Source organism: Achromobacter deleyi (assembly GCF_902859705.1).
GTDB classification, from domain to species: domain Bacteria; phylum Pseudomonadota; class Gammaproteobacteria; order Burkholderiales; family Burkholderiaceae_B; genus Achromobacter; species Achromobacter deleyi.
Genome location: NZ_CADIJO010000022.1, coordinates 47,947 through 69,283 on the forward strand (window position 1 = coordinate 47,947; position 21,337 = coordinate 69,283).

General features: G+C 67.9%; 16 protein-coding genes. 4 read left to right on the plus strand and 12 right to left on the minus strand.

Features of this window, described 5'->3' with window-relative positions; genetic code table 11:
• Positions 1 to 70: 70 nt before the first annotated feature.
• From HV798_RS24780 to uvrA, 5 genes are all read right to left on the minus strand, one after another.
• Entirely contained in the window at positions 71 to 1,051 is a 981-nt protein-coding gene (locus HV798_RS24780; RefSeq protein ID WP_246289112.1) for a FecR domain-containing protein, read from the minus strand.
• On the minus strand, positions 1,048 to 1,569 hold the full coding sequence (locus HV798_RS24785) for a sigma-70 family RNA polymerase sigma factor (protein ID WP_025136768.1): 522 nt from the start codon (positions 1,567 to 1,569) through the stop codon (positions 1,048 to 1,050). The genes HV798_RS24780 and HV798_RS24785 overlap by 4 nt, the downstream gene beginning before the upstream one ends.
• A gap of 100 nt (positions 1,570 to 1,669) precedes the next feature.
• Positions 1,670 to 2,302: an aminotransferase class IV family protein gene (locus HV798_RS24790; RefSeq protein ID WP_025136769.1), complete on the minus strand. Its 633-nt coding sequence runs from the start codon at positions 2,300 to 2,302 to the stop codon at positions 1,670 to 1,672.
• An 86-nt stretch (positions 2,303 to 2,388) separates the two neighbouring features.
• Entirely contained in the window at positions 2,389 to 3,525 is a 1,137-nt protein-coding gene (locus tag HV798_RS24795) for an aminodeoxychorismate synthase component I (RefSeq protein ID WP_175190782.1), read from the minus strand.
• 8 nt (positions 3,526 to 3,533) lie between these two features.
• Positions 3,534 to 9,293, minus strand: coding sequence for an excinuclease ABC subunit UvrA (uvrA, locus tag HV798_RS24800; protein ID WP_175190783.1), 5,760 nt, complete (start codon positions 9,291 to 9,293; stop codon positions 3,534 to 3,536).
• Between the two features lie 231 nt (positions 9,294 to 9,524).
• Between uvrA and HV798_RS24805 the strand changes: the two genes are divergently transcribed.
• Genes HV798_RS24805 through HV798_RS24815 form a run of 3 tightly spaced genes read left to right on the plus strand, consistent with a single transcriptional unit; the run spans position 9,525 to position 11,908 of the window.
• The gene (locus HV798_RS24805; protein ID WP_175190784.1) at positions 9,525 to 10,322 is read left to right on the plus strand and encodes an IclR family transcriptional regulator; all 798 of its coding nucleotides are present in this window, start codon (positions 9,525 to 9,527) and stop codon (positions 10,320 to 10,322) included.
• A gap of 25 nt (positions 10,323 to 10,347) precedes the next feature.
• On the plus strand, positions 10,348 to 10,992 hold the full coding sequence (locus HV798_RS24810) for a bifunctional 4-hydroxy-2-oxoglutarate aldolase/2-dehydro-3-deoxy-phosphogluconate aldolase (RefSeq protein WP_175190785.1): 645 nt from the start codon (positions 10,348 to 10,350) through the stop codon (positions 10,990 to 10,992).
• On the plus strand, positions 10,985 to 11,908 hold the full coding sequence (locus HV798_RS24815) for a sugar kinase (RefSeq protein ID WP_175190786.1): 924 nt from the start codon (positions 10,985 to 10,987) through the stop codon (positions 11,906 to 11,908). Before HV798_RS24810 ends, HV798_RS24815 begins: the two co-directional genes overlap by 8 nt.
• A 209-nt stretch (positions 11,909 to 12,117) precedes the next feature.
• Here HV798_RS24815 and HV798_RS31865 read toward each other — a convergent pair whose 3' ends face one another.
• Both HV798_RS31865 and HV798_RS24820 read right to left on the minus strand, forming a co-directional pair.
• Positions 12,118 to 12,246 (minus strand): hypothetical protein, encoded by a 129-nt coding sequence (locus tag HV798_RS31865; RefSeq protein ID WP_006226408.1) that lies wholly within the window; start codon positions 12,244 to 12,246, stop codon positions 12,118 to 12,120.
• A 1,069-nt stretch (positions 12,247 to 13,315) separates the two neighbouring features.
• Positions 13,316 to 14,272: a LysR family transcriptional regulator gene (locus tag HV798_RS24820; RefSeq protein ID WP_175190787.1), complete on the minus strand. Its 957-nt coding sequence runs from the start codon at positions 14,270 to 14,272 to the stop codon at positions 13,316 to 13,318.
• Positions 14,273 to 14,497: 225 nt separating this feature from the next.
• On the opposite strand from HV798_RS24820, the gene HV798_RS24825 reads away from it, so the two are divergent.
• Positions 14,498 to 15,433, plus strand: a complete 936-nt coding sequence (locus tag HV798_RS24825) for a glycosyltransferase family 2 protein (RefSeq protein WP_025136776.1) — start codon at positions 14,498 to 14,500, stop codon at positions 15,431 to 15,433.
• Between the two features lie 89 nt (positions 15,434 to 15,522).
• Here the strand turns inward: HV798_RS24825 and HV798_RS24830 are convergent, their stop codons facing one another.
• The 5 genes from HV798_RS24830 to HV798_RS24850 form a co-directional block, all read right to left on the minus strand.
• Complete coding sequence (locus HV798_RS24830; protein ID WP_025136777.1) at positions 15,523 to 16,263, minus strand: ABC transporter ATP-binding protein; 741 nt, start codon at positions 16,261 to 16,263, stop codon at positions 15,523 to 15,525.
• Positions 16,260 to 18,056: a branched-chain amino acid ABC transporter ATP-binding protein/permease gene (locus HV798_RS24835; protein ID WP_175190788.1), complete on the minus strand. Its 1,797-nt coding sequence runs from the start codon at positions 18,054 to 18,056 to the stop codon at positions 16,260 to 16,262. The genes HV798_RS24830 and HV798_RS24835 overlap by 4 nt, the downstream gene beginning before the upstream one ends.
• Positions 18,053 to 19,093: a branched-chain amino acid ABC transporter permease gene (locus tag HV798_RS24840; protein ID WP_025136779.1), complete on the minus strand. Its 1,041-nt coding sequence runs from the start codon at positions 19,091 to 19,093 to the stop codon at positions 18,053 to 18,055. The genes HV798_RS24835 and HV798_RS24840 overlap by 4 nt, the downstream gene beginning before the upstream one ends.
• Before the next feature lie 158 nt (positions 19,094 to 19,251).
• Positions 19,252 to 20,400: an ABC transporter substrate-binding protein gene (locus HV798_RS24845; RefSeq protein ID WP_175190789.1), complete on the minus strand. Its 1,149-nt coding sequence runs from the start codon at positions 20,398 to 20,400 to the stop codon at positions 19,252 to 19,254.
• A gap of 186 nt (positions 20,401 to 20,586) precedes the next feature.
• Positions 20,587 to 21,315, minus strand: coding sequence for an SDR family NAD(P)-dependent oxidoreductase (locus tag HV798_RS24850; protein ID WP_175190790.1), 729 nt, complete (start codon positions 21,313 to 21,315; stop codon positions 20,587 to 20,589).
• Positions 21,316 to 21,337 lie beyond the last annotated feature (22 nt).

The window sequence follows — 21,337 nt, forward strand, 5'->3', positions numbered from 1 at the left end:
GCGACGCCTTCGCGCAAAAAGAATCGGCCAGCCCCTTTGTCGCCGTTTCCTGTCGGCTTTTTTCGGCCCCTCAGCGGCCTTCCAGCACCACCCACCACGGCAGCGTCCGGCGCACGCGCACGGGCAGCGTGTTTTCCAGGGTCGCCAGCACCTGGTCGGTGTCGGCGGTGGCATAGGTGCCCACGATGCGCAGGTCCGCAATCGCGGGGTCGCAGCCCAGGTGGCCGCGCCGGTAGCGCGACAGTTCGGCCGCGAAGTCGCCCAGCCGCATGTTCTCGGCGACGATCAGCCCGTCGGCCCACGAACGGCGGGCCAGGGCCGCGGGCTCGGCAGCGACGTGGCCGGCACGCGTGATGCGGGCCTGTTGGCCGGCATGCAGGATGCCGCCCGCCGCGCCCGGCGTCACCGGTTCGACCTGCACCGCGCCGTCAAACACCGCGACGACGCTGGCGTCGTCTTCCTGGTAGACGCTGTAGCGGGTGCCCAGCGCCCGCAGCCGGGCCTGGGCGGTATCGACCACGAAGGGCCGCGCGGGCGTCTGGATGTCGGGCGCGGTGGTGACCAGGATTTCGCCGGCCACCAGGCGGATGCGGCGCAGGCCGGGGCCGTAGTCCACGTCGATCGCGCTGTCGGTATTGAGCCAGACGCTGCCGCCATCGGCCAGCCGGACTTCGCGGCGTTCGGCCAGGGCGGTATGGTGCGTGGCCGTCCAGCGCCGCCAGGGCACGGCTTGCGACGCGCCCCAACTGCCCAGGCCGACGCCGCACAGCAGCGTCAGCATCTTCAGCGCCTGGCGGCGGCGCGCCTGGCCGGCCGCGGCGGCATCCAGCAGCCGATGGGCCATGGGCTTGTTGCCGCCGGGCACGTTCAGGAATTTGCCGCTGATGGCCTCGACCTGGCGCCAGGCCTGCTGGTGGGCGGGGTCGGCGTCCAGCCACTGGCGCCAGCGCTGGTGCGCCTGGGCATCGACGGCCGGCGCGCCCAGCACGGCGAACCATTCAGCCGCCTGCTGCAGTACCTGGAAACTGGGCGGCGCGCCCGTGGCGCTCATGGCGTGCCCGGTCCCAGCGCCTGGCCGGCGGTCAGGCAGTGCAGCATCGCCTGGGCCATGTACTTCTTGACCATGCGTTCGGACACGTCGAGCCGCGCCGCGATCTCCAGGTAGGTGTAGCCGTCCAGGTGCGCCAGCAGGAAGGCCGCGCGGGCCTTGGGGTTCAGCTGGTTCAGCAGCGCGTCCAGCTCGCACAGGGCTTCGAGCAGCAGCGCGCCTTCCTCGGGCGACGGGGCCAGGGTGTCGGACACCGTGGCCAGCGTCTCGCGGTAGGCGCGTTCCAGGTCCTGGCGGCGCCAGTGGTTCACCACCAGGCCGTGGGCGATGGTGGTCAGGTAGGCGCGCGGTTCGCGGATGGGTTCCAGCGTGCGCAGCACCCGCAGGAAAGTGTCCTGCGCCAGGTCGGCGGCATCGAAGGCATTGCCCAGCCGCCGGCGCAGCCATTCCTGCAGCCAGCCATGGTGGTCGCTGTACAGGGTTTCAACGTTGGGGGATGCCGCGCAAGAAGAAGGAAACACGATGGGACGCTGCCGACGCCGAACAATAGATAAGAATGAGTATCAATTATTCGTCAGCCTTGCCGGTTTGGCAATCGGCGCTGTCCCGCGCCAGGCGGCGTCAGGCTTCGCGCAGCGTCACGTCGAACCAGCCGCGCAGGGCGTTGGACAGGCGGATCTCGTCGGCGGCGTGCAGGTCGGCCAGGGTCAGCACGCGTTCGGTCACATTGCCGTTATCCAACAGTTCGCCACGCTGCACGCCGGGCAGGCAGCCGCTGTCCACCGGCGGGGTGTACCAGTCGCCGTCCAGCCGCAGGTAGACGTTGCTGCGGCTGCCTTCGCACAGCTCGCCGCGCTCGTTCAGGTAGACCAGGTCGAAAATATGCGGATGCGCGGGCAGCCATTCGATGGTCTTGGTGTACCAGGGCCGGTAGGTGGTCTTGTAGCGCAAGAGCGGTTCGGACGAGCGCAGCGCCTCGGGCGCCAGCATGATTTCCTGCACGGCGGGCAGGGGCGGCAGCACGGCGGTCTGGATGTGGCGGCTGCCGTCGCGCGCGACCAGCAGGCGCAGGCGGTGCGCGCCCGGCGTGACCAGGCTGAGCGCCGCGATCATGATGTCGCTTTCGACCGTGCGCCCGCCCCAGGTGTAGCCCAGCGCCTTGCAGGACTGTTCCAGCCGTTGCAGATGGCGCGTCAAGAGCGGCACGCGGCGCTCGGCATCGACCAGGATGGTCTCGATCAGTTCGGGTTGCATGGGGGCTCCTGGGTATCGGCGGACGGCGGCGGACAGCGGCGGGCGGGGCCGCGCTCTATCCTACTCTGCCCGCGTCGCTTGCGCATTCAGGCGCGCAATATGCGGGCCTTCCAGTGGCATTCCTGCCATTCCTCGGCCGGGTCCGAATCGTGCACGATGCCGCCGCCCACGCTGTAGACCCCGTGGCCCGCGGCATCCAGCACCAGCGTGCGGATCGCCACGTTCAGCGAGAAATCGCCGTCCGGCGCCAGCCAGCCGATGCTGCCGCAGTACAGGCCGCGCGGCGCCGCTTCCATCTGGCGGATGCGGCGCATGGCGGCCACCTTGGGCGCGCCGGTGATCGAGCCGCACGGGAACAGCGCGCGCAGCACGTCTTCCAGCGTGGCGCCGGGGGCCTGGGCCGACACGGTCGACGTCATGGTCCAGACGGTGGGGTAGCGTTCCAGCGAGAACAGGGCATCGACCTTGACCGAACCCGGCTCGGCCAGGCGGCCCAGGTCGTTGCGCAGCAGGTCGACGATCATCAGGTTTTCGGCGCGGTTCTTGTCGCTGGCCAAGAGCGCCTGGCCCAGCCGGGCGTCTTCGCCCGGGTCGGCGTGGCGCGGCGCCGTGCCTTTCATGGGCCGGGTGGTCAGTTGCGGGCCGCGGCGGGCCACGAACAATTCGGGCGAAAACGACAGCACCGTGCGTGCACCGTCCTGGATGAAGGCGGCGTGCGCGACGGGATTGCGCGCGGCGATGCGGCGGTACAGCGTGGCCGCGTCGCCCTGGTATTGCAGGTCCAGCGGCTGGGTGTAGTTGACCTGGTAGAGCTCGCCGTCGGCGATCAGGCCGCGGATGGCGTCGATCTGGCGCACGTAGTCGGCTTCCAGCATGCGCGGCGCCGGAATGCTGAGGGCGGCGGGGGCGCTGTTGGCCGCAGGGACATCCCACGGCACTTCGTCGATCTTGCGTTCGAACACCAGCGCGGTCAGGCGCGCCGCGCCGTCGTCGCGCGGCGGCGTCCAGGGGCCGGCGGGCGCGGGCCGGGTGGCCTCGGGCAGCAGCCACTCCCCCAGTTCGTAATCCAGCAGCAGGGCCACCCAATGGCCCTGGCCGCGAGCCGCGTCGATGGCGGCCAGCGCGGGGCCGACCTCGGCCGCCGCGCGCGCCTCGATGCGGGCCAGCAGGCCGTCCAGCCGCAGGGCGCGGCCGGCCAGCCGGTCTTCAAAACGACAATGCATGACGCTCTTTATTGTTGTGCGAGGAACTCCGCCAGGACCCGTCCGGTGTGCGATTGGGCGCTTTGGGCCATGACGTGTTCCGGCGATCCCTGGCCCACGAGCTTGCCGCCGCCCGTGCCGCCTTCGGGGCCCAGGTCCAGCAGCCAGTCGGCTTCGGCGATGACGTCGAGATTATGCTCGATGACCACCACGGTGTTGCCGGCTTCGACCAGGCGATGCAGCACGTGGATCAGTTTCTCCACGTCGGCCATCGACAGGCCCACCGTCGGTTCGTCCAGCACGTACAGCGTGTGCGGAATGCGCGAGGCGCGCCCGGTCTTGATCAGGCCGTCGGTCAGGCGCGCCTTGGACAGCTCGGTCACCAGCTTGATGCGCTGGGCCTCGCCGCCGGACAGCGTGGGCGACGGCTGCCCCAGCGTCAGGTAGCCCAGGCCGACGTCCTGCATCAGTTGCAGGGGGCGGTGGATCTTCGGGTGCGCCGCGAAATAGCCGATGGCATCGTCCACTTCCATGGCCAGCAATTCGCCGGCGTTCTTGCCGCGCATCTGCACGCTGAGCGTGTCGTTGTTGAAGCGCGCGCCGTTGCAGGCATCGCACGGCACCTTCACGTCGGGCAGGAAGTTCATTTCGATGGTGCGCATGCCCTGGCCTTCGCAGATCGGGCAGCGGCCGTCGCCGGTATTGAACGAGAAGCGCGCCGCCGTCCAGCCGCGCATGCGGGCCTCGCGGGTATCGGCGAACTGCTTGCGCACGTCGTCCCAGAACCCGACGTAGGTGGCCGGGCACGAGCGCGGCGTCTTGCCGATGGGGGTCTGGTCCACTTCCAGCACGCGGTCGATCGCTTCCCAGCCCTTGATGCTTTCGCAGCCGGCCCAGCCGGGCGCCTTGCCCTGCGAGACGGCCTGCATCAGGTTGTCCAGCAGCACTTCGCGCGCCAGGGTCGACTTGCCTGAACCCGACACGCCGGTGACGACGCTCAAGCGGCCCACCGGGATCTTGGCGTCGACGCTGCGCAGGTTGTGCAGGCGCGCGCCCTTGATCTCGATCATGGGCGTGTCGGCCTCGACCGGGCGGCGGCCCTGCAGCGGATGCTGCAGCGGCTTGGCCAGGTAGCGGCCGGTGACGGATTCGGGGGCGTCGATCAGGTCCTGCGCGGTGCCTTGGGCGACCACGCGGCCGCCGCGGATGCCGGCGCCCGGGCCGATGTCGATGATGTGCGAGGCGCGGCGGATGGTGTCGTCATCGTGCTCGACCACCACCAGCGTGTTGCCGTTGCCTTCCAGGCGCGCCAGCGCGTCCAGCAGGATGCGGTTGTCGCGCGGGTGCAGGCCGATGGTGGGTTCGTCCAGCACGTAGCAGACGCCCTGCAGGTTGGACCCCAGCTGCGCCGCCAGGCGGATGCGCTGCGCTTCGCCGCCCGACAGCGTCGGCGCGGCGCGGTCCAGCGCCAGGTAGTTCAGGCCCACTTCCTGCATGAAATTCAGGCGGCCGCGGATTTCGGTCAGGATGTCGCGGGCGATCTCGCCTTCGCGGCCGCGCGCCACCAGGCCCGTGAAGAAGGTATGCGCGTCCGACACCGGCAGCGAGGCCAGTTCGGCGATGGATTTGTCGCGCCAGCGCACCGCGCGGGCGACCCGGTTCAGGCGCTGGCCGTCGCACTGGGTGCAGGCCTTGGCCTCGCCTTCGTACCAGGCGTTCCAGGCGGTTTCCTCGCCGGTCTGTTCTTCGTCGAAGCCTTGCAGCTGCAGGCCGGTGCCGAAGCAGCCGGTGCACCAGCCGTGCTTGGAGTTGTACGAGAAAAGGCGCGGATCGGGTTCGGGGAAGCTGGTGCCGCAAGACGGGCAGGCGCGCTTGACCGAGAAGTGCTGCTGCTGCAATTCGCTGTTCAGCGCTTCGTGCAGCTTGTTCACGGGCCACACCACCGACATCACGCCCTGGCCGTTTTCCAATGCGCTCTTGACCGCGGCGCGCAGGTCGGCCTCGTTGGCGGGGTCGACCACCACGTCGGCCACCGGCAGTTCGATGGTGTGTTCCTTGTAGCGGTCCAGGCGCGGCCACGGCGCGACGGCAATGAATTCGCCGTCGACCCGCAGGTGCGTGTGGCCCTTGGACCCGGCCCACTTGGCCAGGTCGGTGTAGTAGCCCTTGCGCGCGGTCACCAGCGGCGCCAGGAGGCCGATGTGCTCGCCCTTGTGGTCGCGCAGCAGGCGCGCCACGATCTGGTCGGCATTCTGCGGTTCCACCGCCACGTTGCAGTCGGGGCAGTACTGTGTGCCCAGCTTCACGTACAGCAGGCGCAGGAAGTGATGGATCTCGGTCATCGTGGCCACGGTCGACTTGCGGCCGCCGCGGCTGGTGCGCTGCTCGATCGCCACCGTGGGCGGAATGCCGAAGATGGCGTCCACGTCCGGCTTGCCGGCCGGCTGCACGATGGCGCGGGCGTAGGCGTTGAGCGACTCCAGGTAGCGGCGCTGGCCCTCGTTGAACAGGATGTCGAAGGCCAGGGTCGACTTGCCCGAACCCGACACGCCGGTGATCACCGTGAACTTGTCGCGCGGAATCTCGACGCTGATGTTCTTCAGGTTGTGCTCGCGCGCGTTGCGGATCTCGATGGACATATTGTCCTGGCGGCGCTTGCGCATCACCGACTGCAGCGGCGTGCCTTCGCCCGCGCCATAGGCGGCGGCCGGCTCGGCGATGCGGGCGGTCAGGCCGGCCTGTTCGACTTCCTGGGCGTCGGCGTCGCTGGTCACCACCACGTCGGCCGGCAGGATGCTGACTTCGTAGTCGCGCAGCGCGGCGCCGGTGTGCGAGGCCGGGTTGGCCATCAGGTCCTGCGGCGTACCCACGCCCAGCACCAGGCCGCCGGCGTCGCCGCCTTCGGGGCCCAGGTCGATCAGCCAGTCGGCCGCGCGGATGACGTCCAGGTTGTGCTCGATGACCAGCAGCGTGTGGCCGGCGGCCAGCAGCTTGCGGAAGGCGCGCATCAGGCGCGCCACGTCGTCGAAGTGCAGGCCGGTGGTGGGTTCGTCGAACAGGAACAGGCTGCCCTTCTTGGCGACCTTGGCCGTCGAGATGCCGCTGCGCGCGGCCTCGGCCAGGTGGCCGGCCAGCTTGAGCCGCTGCGCCTCGCCGCCGGACAGGGTCGGCACGGGCTGGCCCAGCCGCACGTATTCCAGGCCGACGTCGGCCAGCGGCGCCAGGCCCGTCTGCACGTCGCGCAGGCCCTTGAAGAATTCCAGCGCCTCGCTGACGGTCATTTCCAGCACCTCGTCGATCGAGGCGCTCTTGCCCAGGTGTTCGACGCGCACTTCCAGCACTTCGGGGCGGAAGCGCTTGCCGTCGCAGTCCGGGCAACGCAGGTAGACGTCGGACAGGAACTGCATTTCGACGTGTTCGAAGCCGGTGCCGCCGCAAGTGGGGCAGCGGCCGTCGCCGCCGTTGAAGCTGAAGGTGCCTGCCGTGTAGGCGCGTTCACGCGCCAGCGGGGCCTGGGCGAACAGCTTGCGGATCGCGTCGAACGCGCCCACGTAGCTGGCCGGGTTGGACCGCGCGGTCTTGCCGATGGGGGTCTGGTCCACCATCACGACGTCGGCGATCTGTTCGGCGCCCAGCAAGCGTTCGAACGCGCCCGGCGCTTCGGACGGCTTGCCCTTCTGCTTGAGCAGGGCGGGGTACAGCACGTCCTGCACCAGTGTGGACTTGCCCGAGCCGGACACGCCGGTCACGCAGACCAGCCGGCCCAGCGGCAGTTCGACCGAGACGTTCTTCAGGTTGTGCGCGCTGACGCCTTCGAGCAGCAGGCGCGGCGTATTGGCCGCGACCGGCATGGGGCGCGGCGCTTCGACGCGCTGGCGGCCGCCCAGGTAGTTGCCCGTCAGCGTGTTGGCCGCGCGCAGTTGCGCCGGCGTGCCGTCGAACACGATGTTGCCGCCGCGTTCGCCCGGGCCGGGGCCGATGTCGATGATGCGGTCGGCGGCCACCATGACCTGCGGGTCGTGTTCGACCACCACCAGCGTGTTGCCGGCATTGCGCAGGCGGTGCATCACTTCGACCACGCGATGCATGTCGCGCGGGTGCAGGCCGATGGACGGCTCGTCCAGCACGAACAGCGTGTTCACCAGCGACGTGCCCAGCGCGGTGGTCAGGTTGATGCGCTGCACCTCGCCGCCGGACAGCGTGCGGCTTTGGCGGTCCAGCGTCAGGTAGCCCAGGCCGACGTCGCACAGGAACTTCAGGCGGGCGCGCACTTCGGTCATGAGCAGATCGGTGGCCGCGTCCAGCGCGCCCGAGAACGACAGCTTGTCGAAGAACGTGCGCACGCGCTCGATGGGCAGCAGCATGACGTCATGCACCGACAGGCCGTCCATGGCGTCCAGCTGCGGCCGGGTCCAGTTGGCGCCCACCGGCATGAAACGCTTGTAGCGGCCGTCGTCGGGCGGCAGCACGGTGTCGGCTTCTTCCTTGGTGCCCAGGCGCCACAGCAGCGCGTCGGGCTTCAGGCGCGCGCCATTGCAGGTGGGGCAGGGCGTGTAGCTGCGGTATTTCGACAGCAGCACGCGCACGTGCATCTTGTACGACTTGGTCTCGAGCCAATCGAAAAAGCGCTGCACGCCGTACCACTGGTGCTTCCAGGCATCGTTGCCGCCCTTCCAGTCGGGCGTGCCGTAGAGCACCCAGCGCTTGTGCTCTTCGCTCATGCTCTTCCAGGGCACCCCCAGCGGGATGCCGGCGCGCGGCGCGTACTTCTGCAGCTCGTCCTGGCATTCCTTGTACGACGGCGTGGTCCAGGGCTTGATGGCGCCTTCGAGCAGGGTCTTGTTTTCGTCGGGGATGACCAGGCCGAAGTCGATGCCGATCACGCGGCCGAAGCCGCGGCAGGCCTCGCAGGCGCCCAACGGCGAATTGAACGAGAAGCTGCTGGGCAGCGGGTCGGTGTATTCGATGTTGCAGTCGGCGCAGTGCAGGCGGTCGCTGTATTTCCAGATGTGCGCATCGGCGCCCTCGGCGTCCATCACGTACACCGCCAGGTGGCCGGCGCCCATGCGCAGGGCGGTGTCCAGCGCTTCCATCACGCGTTCGCGTTCGGTGCCGGCAAAGCGGAAGCGGTCCTGGATGACATGCAGGATGCGGCGCTCGTCGGTGTCGGCCTTTGCCTTGCCTTTGCCCTTCTTTGCGCCCTTGGCCGCGGCGGTGGCGCGCGGCACGGCGGTTTCCTCGGCGTGCACGCGGGTGTAGCCCTGCTGCTCCAGGAAGCCGCGTACTTCGTCTTCGGTGAAGTTGGCGGGCACGGCGATGGGGAAGGTCACCACCAGCCGCGGGTCGCCTGCGACGGCCGAGCGTTCGGCCAGCGAGTGGTAGATGGAATCGGGCGTGTCGCGCCGCACCACCTTGCCGCAGCCGCGGCAGTGCAGCCGGGCGCCGCGCGCGAACAGCAGTTTCACGTGGTCGTTCAGCTCGGTCATCGTGCCGACCGTGCTGCGCGAGCTGCGCACCGGGTTGGTCTGATCGATGGCGATGGCCGGCAGGATGCCTTCGATGCGGTCCACCTGCGGCTTGTCCATGCGGTCCAGGAACTGGCGCGCATAGGGCGAGAAGGTTTCCACGTAGCGGCGCTGTCCCTCGGCGTACAGCGTGTCGAAGGCCAGCGAACTTTTGCCGGACCCCGATACACCGGTCACGACAACCAATTCGCCGGTGGCGATGGTCAGGTCCAGGTTCTTGAGATTGTTCTGGCGGGCGCCAACGATGCGGATTTGGGAGCTCATGGACGGTATCGTAGCCTGAGGGAGGGGGCCTGCCGGGACGACGACCTGTCGCTGGTTCCGGGCGCGGCGATGTGGAATAATTGCCTATATAGTGAGGCATGAGTCCACAATGTGGTCAATCACGCGCTCAGCTGCTGTACAAATAAACAGTATCGCAGATTCGTCTGATATTCGCGCGGTTTGCCTTGCGCATTCTGCATAAGCATTGTTAACGCTGGGCATCTTCCCAACATGGGGGTGGTCGTGTCGGAAACCAAGGTGGCGGGCGCTGCGGCGTTCGCCAAGTTCATGACGGTGCTGCAGGCGGTGGCCGACGCCCCGCACCCGCCCACGGCGGCCGCGCTGGCGCGCAGCTGCGGCTATCCCCGGCCCACCGCCTACCGCATCGTGGCGGCGCTGGCCGAGCAAGGCATGGTGGCCGAAACCGACGGCGCCTACCGCCTGGGGCCACGCCTGCTGGCGCTGGCCAGCCGCGCCTGGTCGCAGTTCGACCTGCGCGCCGCGCTGTCGGCCGACTTGCAGGCCCTGCGCGACGAAACCGGCGAAACCGTGCACCTGGCGGTGCCGGCCGGCGCCGAAATGATCTACATCGACAAGCTCGAAAGCCCCGGCCCGGTGCGCATGGCCTCGCGCGTGGGCGCGGCCGTGGCGCTGCACTCCAGCGCGGTGGGCAAGGCCTACCTGGCGGCGCTGCCCGAGCCGGCGCGCGAGCGCCTGCTGCGCGACCTGCCGCTGGCATCCCGCATGCCCGGCACGCTGTCGACGCTGCCGGCCCTGCGCGCGGCGCTGGCCGACACGGCCGCGCGCGGCTACGCCCTGGACAACGAGGAAAACGAGCCCGGCATCGCCTGCTACGGCGTGGCGCTGCGCGACGCCGCCGGCCAGCCGGTGGCCTGCGTCAGCGTCAGCACGCTGCTGTTCCGCCGCCGCGCCGACCCGCAATCCGCCTATATAGAACCCCTGCTGCGGTTGCGCGATGCCGCCTCAGCCAAACTCGCCGTGCTGCCCGTGCCGTCCGGCGGCGCCTGAACGACCCCCGTCCCCGAGGAAATCCATGACCGCTGCTCCCCTTGCTTCAAAGCTCGCCGCCCTGCTGGCCGCCCGGGTCGTGCCCGTGCTGCGCTACACCGACGCCGCCACCGCCGCCTATGCGGCCGAAGTGGCCGTGGCCGCCGGCTGCACCACGCTGGAACTGACCTGGACCATTCCGGGCGTGACCGATCTGGTGCGCGCGCTGCGCGACAAGCACGGCGCCAACCTGCTGCTGGGCGTGGGCACGGTATTGAATGAAGAACAGGCACGCGAGGCCCTGGTGGCCGGCGCCGACTTCCTGGTGTCGCCGGCCCTGGCCACGGACATCGTGGACATGGCCCACGCCGCCGACGCCCTGTGCCTGCTCGGCGCCTTCACGCCCACCGAAGTGCTGGCCGCACGCCGCGCGGGCGTGGACGTGGTGAAGGTGTTCCCGGCCGACACGGGCGGCCCCAAGCACCTGGCCGCGTTGAAGTCGGTGTACCCGGACACGGTGTTCTGCCCCACGGGCGGCATTACGGCCGAAAACATGAACACCTATTTCGCGGCCGGCGCCGGCCTGGTCGGCATCGGCAGCAACCTGTACGACAAGGCCGCCTTCGCCGCCCGCGACACGGCGGCGCTGGTGGCGCAGATCACCCGCACGCGCGAGGCCGCCCATGGCTGATTTCGATATCGTCGCGCTGGGCGAACCACTGGTCGAACTGAACCAGACCCACAAGGATCAGCTGCAATACCTGCAAGGGTTCGGCGGCGACACGTCCAACGCGGTGATCGCGGCGGCGCGCCAGGGCGCGCGCTGCGCCTACCTGACGCGGGTGGGCGACGACACGTTCGGCGCCCAGTTCCTGGCGCTGTGGCTGGCCGAAGGGGTGGACACATCAGGCGTCGAGGTCGACGCCTCGGCCCACACGGGCCTGTATTTCGTGCAACACGGCCCCGACGGCCACGCTTTCAGCTACCTGCGCCGCGGCTCGGCCGCCAGCCTGATGACGCCCGCCAGCCTGGCCGGCGGCCAGATCGAACGCGCCCGTTTCCTGCACGTCTCCGGCATCAGCCTGGCGATCAGCACCAGCGCCTGCGACACCGTCTTCGCCGCGATGGCCCGCGCCCGCGCGGCCGGCGTCGAGGTCAGCCTGGATTCCAACCTGCGCCTGCGCCTGTGGCCGCTGGACCGTGCCCGCGCAACGCTGCGCGAGGCCCTCTGCCATGCGACCCTGTTTTTGCCGAGCATGGACGACATGCAGCACCTGACCGGCAACGACGACCCCGAACGTACGCTGGACTGGATCCGCGACGCGGGCGCCACCGGCGTGGTGGTACTGAAACTGGGCAAGGACGGCTCGATCATCGACGACGGCAAGACCCGCACCCCGATCGCCGCGCTGCGCGTGGACGCCGTGGACGCCACCGGCGCCGGCGACTGCTTCGCCGGCAGCCTGCTGGCCCGCCGCTGCCAGGGCGACAACTGGGTGGATGCGGTCCGCTACGCGAACGTGGCGGCCGCACTGTCGACGCTGGGATATGGCGCGGTGAATCCGCTGCCCAGGGCAGAGCAGGTGCTGGCAAAGCTGAAGGGCTAGGGCGAAGCGGGGGGGGGGGCCGGACTGGCCCCGCTTCGCCCGGCGATATGCCGTACCGGCGAGGCACGCGCGACACTGGAGCCCGCGTCAGGCCGAAGAGGCCAACCCCGCAAATCCGGGCCCCAAATGGAAAATCCCCGCCTGGCTCGCGCCCGGCGGGGATTTTTCGATCAAGCTACCCAGGCAAAGCCCGGGCAACCAGCGGCCATTTAGACGCGCTTGATCTTTTCCAGCATCTTGAAAACACCCTTGGGCGACTTGACGAACAAGCGCTTGAAGGCCTTGCCCAGGCAACGGCGTTCCAGGGTGTTACGACGCACGCGTTTGCGTTCAGCCATGTTGATTCTCCTGTTGAATTTGCGGAAATCGGATTTGCGGTTGGAAGTTCCAACTTGCGGTCTTCCAACCGACCGCACAACCGGATACTGGGCTGGCGGGGGAATTGGGTAACTCGGTATTCTAGCTTGAAATTTGGGAGAGCGCTAATTTGGGCTTTTCGGGGTTGCTTTTCGAGGGGGCGTTGATCTTCGTAGGTCGCCCCTGGCGGCGGTGGCTTGCGGAGTGGGCGCCCACGATTGCGGTCCGGCGCGCCGGCGCCGGACTTCCCCTTCGTCATCGTCGTCCGCCTTCGGCTCCCTTCCGATTCCCTCGGGCGCATCGAGGTTGCCCACTCCGCAAGCCACCGCCGCCAGGGGCTACGTGTGTCGACGTTCGCCGCGCTGCTATACCCGTGTGCAGGGAATGGAATCTGCAGGGTCGCCAAGCCGCGGCCGCGCGGGCGGCCACGTTTGGCATTGCGGTGTTGAAATTGTGGCGGTGGCGCTTCGCGCTGGTGGAGGTAGGGGTTCTTAAGGTTACGCAATTGTTTTGGGGGGGCGGTGATGGGCGGCGCGGCATGGGATGGCTTGCGCGTGACGAGTGTCTCGCGCGCCGCCCATCGGGCGCTGCACATTTATGTCGAATGCCACGGCATCCGCGCCGCTAGAAGACCGGGGGCAGTCGGGCGTCAATTCAACAGGTGATCAAGACGCGCTCGCGCTCCGCAAGCGCGATAGCGGCATCGGTGTACGCAAGACGGCGCGTAAGTCTCGTAAGGCCGCCCGCGCGGCCGGCACGAGACGGGCCCCGCACCCCGCTCCACCCCCCCACTGATCTTCACCAACATGCCAAGCACACAACTCGCCCCAGGGGCCGTCGTTAATCCTCGTCAAGAGCGCGTGGCGGGGTGGGTGTGGGGTGGGCGGGGCGTTAGATGCGCCCGAGGGAATCCGTAGGGAGCCGAAGGCGTACGAGGATGACGACGGGGCAGTCCGGAGCGAAGGCTCCGGACCGCAATCGTAGCCCCGCCCACCCCACACCCACCCCGTCACGCGCGGCTCAAGAACTCAAACCGCCGCAAACAAAAAACTACTCAGCCGGCCCCAACTTAGGCCGAATGAAATCCATAAAAGCCCGAGTCTTAGCCGGCTGAATACTAGACGGATAGACAACATAGATAGAAATAGGATCCACAGACCATCCCGGCAACACTCGCCGCAAAGAATTCCGCTTGATGATCGGATCCAACGCCTGACAATGCGGCATTCGCGTAATCGCCAGATCCAACCCCGCCAGCGTCCCCGCGATACTCATATTGTTCGCAGCAAGATGCCCGCTGACCGGAACCAGCTCGCTCACCTTGCCGTTGTGCAGCGTCCAGTGGGAATGTGCGTCATCGATCGTCGTGCGCAGGCACTGGTGCTGCGTCAGGTCGCTGGGTGTCTTCGGTTCGCCGAAACGTTCCAGATAGCGGTCCGAGGCGTACAGGTAATTGTCCAGCGACACCAGTTCCTGGATCACCGCGCCGTCGCTGCGCGGCGTCACCGCCGCGGTGCCGTTGTCGATATTGGCTGTCGGGTAATCGCTGTTGCGGCCGAATCGCAGCACGATATCGAACGGCGTGCCTTGCGCGTCCGATGCCGTCATCATGCTCAGGTCGAACTCGCATTCCACTTCCGGATAGCGGTCCGTGAAATCGTTGATCGTTTCCGGCAGCAGCCAGATGGCCAGGCTGTAGGGCATCGATACCCGCAGGTTGCCCGATGGGCCGCCCGACAGCGTCTGCAGTTGTTCGTGCGCCAGGCGCGCCTCGTCGATCAGGCCCTGGCAGCGGCTCATGTAGGCCGCGCCCGCTTCCGTCAGGTCCAGGCGGCGCGTATTGCGGTTGATCAGGCGCAGCCCGATCGCGCGTTCCAGCTCGTTGATCCGGCGTGACAGCGTGGACGTGGGCATATTCAGCGCGCGGGCGGCCAGGCTGAAGCTCTTGCGCTTGGCTACCTCTACGAACAAGGCGATGTCATTGAGCTGGACGGTCGAAGCTTCCATAGGCATTCCGGTTGGGGCCGCCCGAGTTTACGCCACTCCGGCGCCCGCCCCAACGGGTTCCCAGGCGGGTTGAGCCTGTCCTGGAATCCGCACATTGTCAGATTTGATTGCAAATTTGCATGCCGTGCCATGGGTTGGCGCAGGCATATCCCCTACACTTCAGGCGAAAACACGCATACCAAGACCGCAGCGGTTATCCGGAAATCGCAAAAGGGCACAGCAGGCATGACTGACACGCCGACGTTCTTTACCGTTCTGACGCCGACCTACAACCGGGCGGGCACCCTGCACCGGGTGTATGAATCGCTATCCCGCCAGACGTTTCGGGATTTCGAATGGGTCATCGTGGACGACGGCTCCACCGACAACACCCACGAAGCCGTGCTCGATTGGCAGCAGCGGGCTGATTTTCCCATCCGCTATGTCTGGCAGAACAACCAGCACAAGAAAACTGCCTTCAACCGGGGCGTGCGCGAGGCGCATGGCCAGTTGATCGTCGGGCTCGACAGCGACGACGAAATGCCGCCTGACGCCCTGGCCACCTTCAAGGCCGCCTGGGACGCCATTCCGCCTGCGCGCCGCGATTCCTACGTGGCCATCACCGGGCTCTGTGCGCGGCCCGACGGCAGCATCGTCGGCGACCGCTATCCGCAGGACGTCTTCGACAGCACCGCCGTCGACGTGTATTTCCGCTATCGCATCAAGGGCGAGAAATTCGGCTGCATGCGCACCGATATCCTGCGCAAATTTCCGTTTCCCGAAGACGTCGCCGGCTTCGTGCCCGAAAGCCTGGTGTGGTGGGCGATTGCGCGGGCGGGCTATCTCAGCCGTTTCATCAACCAGGTCGTGCGCACCTATCACGACACCCCGGGCGGCTTGAGCCAGGGCGCCGTGTCGGTGCGCAACAACGCGCAGGGGCTGTACCTGCTGGCCTGGGACATGCTGCAGCACCACCTGGAATTCTTCCGCTTCCGGCCGCGCGAATTCATCATGGCTGCCGCGCGCTACACGCGGTTCCGGCTGCACCTGAAGCATTCCGGCGTGCCGACGGCCGTGCAGGCCTACCGCCTGACGCAGCCGTGGGCGCGCGTGATGGTCGGCATCATGTGGCCGCTGGGCTATGCGCTGTATCGGCGCGACCGGCGGCGTGGCGTGGCTTGAGGCGCGGGCGCCGGTATACGAATCCTGCGGGCGCCTGCACATGAATCCTGCTGCTGCAAGCGCGGGGGTGCCAGCCCCCGCCTGACCCATTACGTTGCGGCGGCCGCGTGGCCCAGTCCCAGGTAGACCTCGACCACGCGCGGGTCCACGGCCACCTCGGCGGCGGGGCCTTCCAGCGTGACCGCGCCGGTTTCCAGCACGTAGGCGTAGTCGGCCACTTGCAGCGCGGCGCGGGCGTTCTGTTCGATCAGCAGGATGGACACGCCCATGTCGCGCAGGTGCGCGACGATGCGAAAGACCTCGCGCACGATGCGCGGGGCGAGTCCCAGGCTGGGTTCGTCCAGCATCAGCAGGCGCGGCTTGGCCATCAGGGCGCGGCCCACGGCCAGCATCTGGCGTTCGCCGCCCGATAGCGTGCCGGCCAGCTGGGCGCGGCGTTCCTGCAGCCGCGGGAACAGCGCGTAGACCTCGGCCAGCGTCTTGTCCTGGTCGCGCAGGCCGCGGCGAAAACGGTCGAACGCGCCCAGCGCCAGGTTGTCTTCCACCGTCATTTCGGCGAACAGTTCGCGCTTTTCGGGCACCAGGTTCATGCCGGCGGCCACCATTTCCTCGATCTCGGCGTGTTCCTGGCGCTTGCCGCCGAAAACGATCTCGCCGCGCGAGGGCAGCACGCCCATGATGGCCGACAGCAGTGTGGTCTTGCCGGCGCCGTTGGGGCCGATGACGGTGACGATCTTGCCTTCATCCACCGCCAGGCTCACGCCCGAGACGGCCTCGACCTTGTCGTAGGCCACGCGCAGATCGCGTACTTCCAGCAGTTTCGCGCTCATTCTTCCACTCCGCCCAGATACGCTTCCAGCACCGCGGGGTTGTGCTGGATCTCGGCCGGCAGTCCCTCGGCGATCTTTTCGCCGAAGTCCATCACGACCACCCGGTCCACCAGTCCCATCACGAAGTCCATGTCGTGCTCGACCAGCAGGATGGCCATGCCTTCGGCGCGCAGCTTTTTCAGCAGCTCGGCCAGCTCGCATTTTTCCTGGTAGCGCAGGCCCGCGGCCGGTTCGTCCAGCAGCAGGATGCAGGGGTCCGATGCCAGCGCCCGCGCGATTTCCAGGATGCGTTGCTGGCCCAGCGCCAGCGAGCCGGCTTCGTCGTGCAGGTGCTTGCCCAGGCCCACGCGTTCGACCTGGCGGGCGGCTTCGGCCAGCAGGCGGGCCTCTTCGGCGCGGTCCAGCCGCCAGGCGGCCGGCAGCACGCCGCGGTGGCCGCGCAGGTGCGCGCCGATGGCCACGTTTTCCAGCACGCTCATGCGGCCCAGAAGGCGCACGTGCTGGAAGGTGCGCGACAGGCCCAGGCGCGCGATCTTGCGCGCCCCGGCGCCGGCCACCGGCTGGCCCAGCAGCGTGACCTGGCCCGAGGTCGGCGTGTCCACGCCCGAGATCTGGTTGAACATGGTGCTCTTGCCGGCACCGTTCGGGCCGATCAGCGCCAGGATCTCGCCCGCGCGGATTTCCAGGTTCATGGCGTTGTTGGCCACCAGGCCGCCGAACTTGCGGGTCACGTCCACCGCCTTGAGCACCACGTCGCCGCGCGGCGGCATGGGCTTGCGCGGCAGCGGTTCGGCCTGCGCGTCGATCTTGCGCACGCTTTTCTTCACCGGAAAGCGCCGCGCCAGCACCGGCCACAGGCCGCCGCGGGCGCGATGCAGCAGCAGCACCATGCCGAAGCCGAAGATGATGACCTCGAAATTGCCGGTCTGGCCCAGCAGCTTGGGCAGCCAGTCCTGCAGCCATTGCTTGAGCACTGTGAACACGCCTGCACCGACCAGCGCGCCCCAGACCTGCCCGGCGCCGCCGATGACGGTCATGAACAGGTATTCGATGCCCATCTGCAGGCCGAACGGGTTCGGATTGACGAAGCGCTGCATGTGCGCGTACAGCCAGCCCGACGCGCAGGCCTGCAACGCCGCGATGATGAAGATCACCATGCGCGAGCGCGCAGTGTCCACGCCCATGGACTCGGCCATCACGCGGCCGCCCTTCAGGGCGCGGATCGCGCGGCCTTCGCGTGAATCCAGCAGGTTGCTGGTGGACCACATGGCCACCAGCAGGAAGGCCCAGATCAGGTAGTAGATCTCGCCGCCCTGGGTCAGGGCCCAGCCGAACAGGTGGATGGCGGGCACGTCGGGAATGCCGGTGTGTCCGCCCAGTCCTTCGACCGAGCCGAAGGCGAAGTACAGCGACAGGCCCCAGGCGATGGTGCCCAGCGGCAGGAAGTGGCCGGACAGCTTGAGCGTGATGGCGCCCAGCAGGTAGGCGATCACCAGCGTCAGCAGCAGCCCGGCCAGCAGCGTCAGCCAGGGCGAGGCGCCCAGCCAGGCCAGCCAGGCGGGCAGGGCGTCGGCCTGCGTGGTGAGCAGCGCGGTGGTGTAGGCGCCCACGCCGACGAACGCGGCCTGGCCGAAGCTGGTCAGGCCGCCGACGCCGGTCAGCAGCACCAGGCCCAACGCCACCATGGCGTACAGGCCGATGTAGTTCAGCAGGGTGACGTAGAACGGCGGCAGGACCAGCGGGGCGGCCGCCAGCAGCGCCAGGAACGCGAGGACGAGATGGCGCGGGGTCATTCTTCTTCTTCCTCGACGTGGTGGCTTTTCAGCGAGCGCCAGAGCAGCACGGGGATGATCAGGGTGAATACGATGATTTCCTTGTAGGCGCTGGCCCAGAACGACGAGAACGCCTCGATCAGGCCGACCAGCACCGCACCGCCGGCGGCCAGGGGGTAGCTCACCAGGCCGCCGATGATGGCGCCGACGAAGCCCTTCAGGCTGACCATGAAGCCGGAATCGAAGTACATGGTGGTGATGGGCGCGATCAGGATGCCCGAGACGGTGCCGATCAGCGCCGCCAGGAAGAACGTGGCCTTGCCGGCGAACACCGGTGAAATCCCCATCAGGCGCGCGCCCAGCCGGTTGAAGGCGGCTGCGCGCAGGGCCTTGCCGTACATGGAGCGTTCAAAGAATTGGTACAGCACGATGATCAGCAGCGCCGACACCGCCACCACCCACAGCGCCTGGCTGTTGACGTTGATGGGGCCCAGCGTCAGGCTGGCATCGCTGAACGGCGCGGTGCGCGCGCCCTCGGCGCCGAAGGCCAACAGGCCCAGGCCCACCAGCGCCAGGTGCACCGCGATCGACACGATCAGCAGCACCAGCGTCGAGGCGGACGCGATGGGCTGGTAGAACAAGCGATACAGCTGCGGCCCCATCGGCACCACCAGCAACAGCGTCAGCAGCGCCTGCACGGCCATCGGCAGCTGCGCCAGCGGCAAGCGATAGAACAGCGCCGCCAGGATCAGCGGATACGCCACCTTGGCGCCGATGCGCCAGGCGCCGCGCTGGCGGCCCGGCCGCTTGGCGCGCGCCAGCAGGTCGGCCACGGCCTCGGCCAGCGCAAAGGCCAGCAGCAGCCACACCAGCAGCACCGGCTTGCCGGCCTGCAGGGCGGCCATGGTCAGCGCGCCGAAGGCGACGAATTCGCCCTGGGGGATGAACAGCACGCGGGTAACGGTAAAGACCAGCAGGATGGACAAGGCCAGCAGCGCGTAGATGGCGCCGTTGGTGATGCCATCCTGCCCGAGTATCAGGGCGATCTGAGCATTCATCAGTACTTCCGGATAAAACAGACAAACATGACGGCGACCTCATCGTGACTTAGGCGCTCCCCAGCGGGATGCCATGGAGCCGGCTTTGCCGGTCCATAGGCATGCCCCCTGGGGGGAAGCGCGTAGCGCTTCGGGGGGGCCTTCCCCCGCCTTTACCTTTACTTCACCAACGTCCAGTTGCCGTCCTTCACCGTGATCAGTTCACGGCCGCGGTCGTCGAAGCCGCTGTGGTCGGCGGCGCTCATGTTGTAGACGCCCTGGGTGCCGACCAGCTCGCGGGTCTGCTCCAGCGCATCGCGCAGGGCGCTGCGGAATTCCTTGGTGCCCGGCTTGCCGGCCTTCTCGGCCAGCGGAATGGCCTTTTCCAGCAGCAGGCCGGCGTCGTAGACGTTGGCGCCGAAGGTGGCGGGCTTGGACCCGTTGAGCTTCTCGTAGGCCGCGATGTAGTCGCTGGCGACCTTCTTGGACGGGTTGCTGTCGGGCATTTCCGGCAGCACCAGCATCAGGCTGGCGGCCAGCACCGTGCCTTCGACCTTCTTGCCGCCCAGCTTCAGGAAGTCGGGCAGCGCGGCGCCGTGGGTCTGGTAGAACTTGCCCTTGAAGCCCTGGTCGAACAGCGTGGTCTGCGGCAGCACGCTGGCCGCGCCGGGAGCGGCGATCAGCACAGCGTCGGGCTTGGCGGCCAGGATCTTCAGCGCCTGGCCGGTGACCGAGCTGTCAAAGCGCAGATAGCGCTCGTTGGCGGCGATCTTGATGCCCTTTTCGGCGGCCAGGCCCGAGAAGACCTTGTACCAATTCTCGCCATACGGATCGTTCAGGCCGATGAAGCCGACGGTCTTGATGCCGGTCTTGGCCATGTGGTCAACCAGCGCGCGGGCGATGATGTCGTCGTTCTGCGTGGTCTTGAACACCCACTTCTTCTGCTCGTTCATCGGCAGCACCACGGCCGCGGTGCCCACCGGCGCCAGCATCGGCACGCCGGCTTCGGCGGCGAACTGGATCACGCCCATGGCGTTGGGCGACCCCGACGGGCCGATCAGCGCGTCCACGTTCTGCTCGGTGATCAGCTTCTTGAAGGCGGTGACCGAGTTGGTGGAATCGCTGGCATCGTCCAGCGAAATGTATTCCACCGTCAGGTCGCCGATCTTCTTGGGCAGCAGCGGCACGGTGTTCTTCTGCGGAATGCCCACCAGCGCGGTGGGGCCGGTGGATGAGGACACCACGCCGACCTTGACCTGGGCCAGGGCGGGCAGGGAACACAGCGCGGCCAGGACGGCGGCGGCCAGGGGGAGTTTCTTCGACAGCATGGCAAAACCTCCGGATAGGGAGCGTAAAAGGAGTGCGGCTGGAAAACGGAGAAAACGGGAACTGCGCGGGTACGGCTGGAATTACTTGCGGCTTAAACTTTCTGAGAGGCAAGGCTCAGCACTGTAGACCCGGTCCCCGTGCTTACCTATCCGTCAAAACCCGAAGCGGGCGTGAAAAAAGGCCGTTCAGATGGTGATGGAACTGACGCTGGCGCCGCCGCAGACGAACAGCGTCTGGCCGGTGACGAAACTGTTGGCCGGGTCGGCAAAGAACATGACGGCGCGCGCCACGTCGTCCGAACGCCCCAGGCGCTTGACGGGAATGCCGTTGGCCAGCTGCTTTTCACGCTCGCTGCCGGGCTCGATCACCTCGTAGAACATGTCGGTCTGGATCGGGCCGGGCGCCACCACGTTGACGGTGATGCCGTAGGGCGCCAGTTCCAGCGACCAGGTGCGGGCCATGCCGACCATGCCGGCCTTGGTGGCGGAATAGGCGGTGCGGGTGGGCAGGCCCAGCGCGCCGCGTGACGACATCATGACGATGCGGCCGAACTTGCGTTCCTGCATGCCGGGCAGGGCCGCCTGCACCAGGCTGATGGCCGCGCCCAGGTGGATCTGGGTCAGGCCATGCAGTTCTTCCTGCGTGACGTCGGGCAGCAGCTTGGGCCAGATCACGCCGGCGTTGTGGATAACGTGGCTGACGGGAAAACGCGCCACGACCTCGGCGCCGGCCTGCGCGGTGGCGTCCGCGTCCAGCAGGTCCACCTGCACGTTGTGCAGGCGCGGGTGGCTGAAATCGGCGGCGCGGCGCGCCATCGAGATCACTTCGTAGCCGGCATCGAGCATGCTGCGGCAGATTTCGGCGCCGATGCCGGCGCTGCCGCCGGTGACGATCGCGACGTTGGATTGAGTCATGCGGATTTCCTTTGCGTGCGAG

Bases quoted from the DNA above. Each gene is read 5' to 3' on its own strand.
- HV798_RS24780 (WP_246289112.1), bottom strand. From the start codon at position 1,051: ATGAGCGCCACGGGCGCGCCGCCCAGTTTCCAGGTACTGCAGCAGGCG.
- HV798_RS24790 (WP_025136769.1), bottom strand. From the start codon at position 2,302: ATGCAACCCGAACTGATCGAGACCATCCTGGTCGATGCCGAGCGCCGC.
- HV798_RS24795 (WP_175190782.1), bottom strand. From the start codon at position 3,525: ATGCATTGTCGTTTTGAAGACCGGCTGGCCGGCCGCGCCCTGCGGCTG.
- uvrA (WP_175190783.1), bottom strand. From the start codon at position 9,293: ATGAGCTCCCAAATCCGCATCGTTGGCGCCCGCCAGAACAATCTCAAG.
- HV798_RS24805 (WP_175190784.1), top strand. From the start codon at position 9,525: ATGGGGGTGGTCGTGTCGGAAACCAAGGTGGCGGGCGCTGCGGCGTTC.
- HV798_RS24810 (WP_175190785.1), top strand. From the start codon at position 10,348: ATGACCGCTGCTCCCCTTGCTTCAAAGCTCGCCGCCCTGCTGGCCGCC.
- HV798_RS24815 (WP_175190786.1), top strand. From the start codon at position 10,985: ATGGCTGATTTCGATATCGTCGCGCTGGGCGAACCACTGGTCGAACTG.
- HV798_RS31865 (WP_006226408.1), bottom strand. From the start codon at position 12,246: ATGGCTGAACGCAAACGCGTGCGTCGTAACACCCTGGAACGCCGTTGC.
- HV798_RS24820 (WP_175190787.1), bottom strand. From the start codon at position 14,272: ATGGAAGCTTCGACCGTCCAGCTCAATGACATCGCCTTGTTCGTAGAG.
- HV798_RS24825 (WP_025136776.1), top strand. From the start codon at position 14,498: ATGACTGACACGCCGACGTTCTTTACCGTTCTGACGCCGACCTACAAC.
- HV798_RS24830 (WP_025136777.1), bottom strand. From the start codon at position 16,263: ATGAGCGCGAAACTGCTGGAAGTACGCGATCTGCGCGTGGCCTACGAC.
- HV798_RS24835 (WP_175190788.1), bottom strand. From the start codon at position 18,056: ATGACCCCGCGCCATCTCGTCCTCGCGTTCCTGGCGCTGCTGGCGGCC.
- HV798_RS24840 (WP_025136779.1), bottom strand. From the start codon at position 19,093: ATGAATGCTCAGATCGCCCTGATACTCGGGCAGGATGGCATCACCAAC.
- HV798_RS24845 (WP_175190789.1), bottom strand. From the start codon at position 20,400: ATGCTGTCGAAGAAACTCCCCCTGGCCGCCGCCGTCCTGGCCGCGCTG.
- HV798_RS24850 (WP_175190790.1), bottom strand. From the start codon at position 21,315: ATGACTCAATCCAACGTCGCGATCGTCACCGGCGGCAGCGCCGGCATC.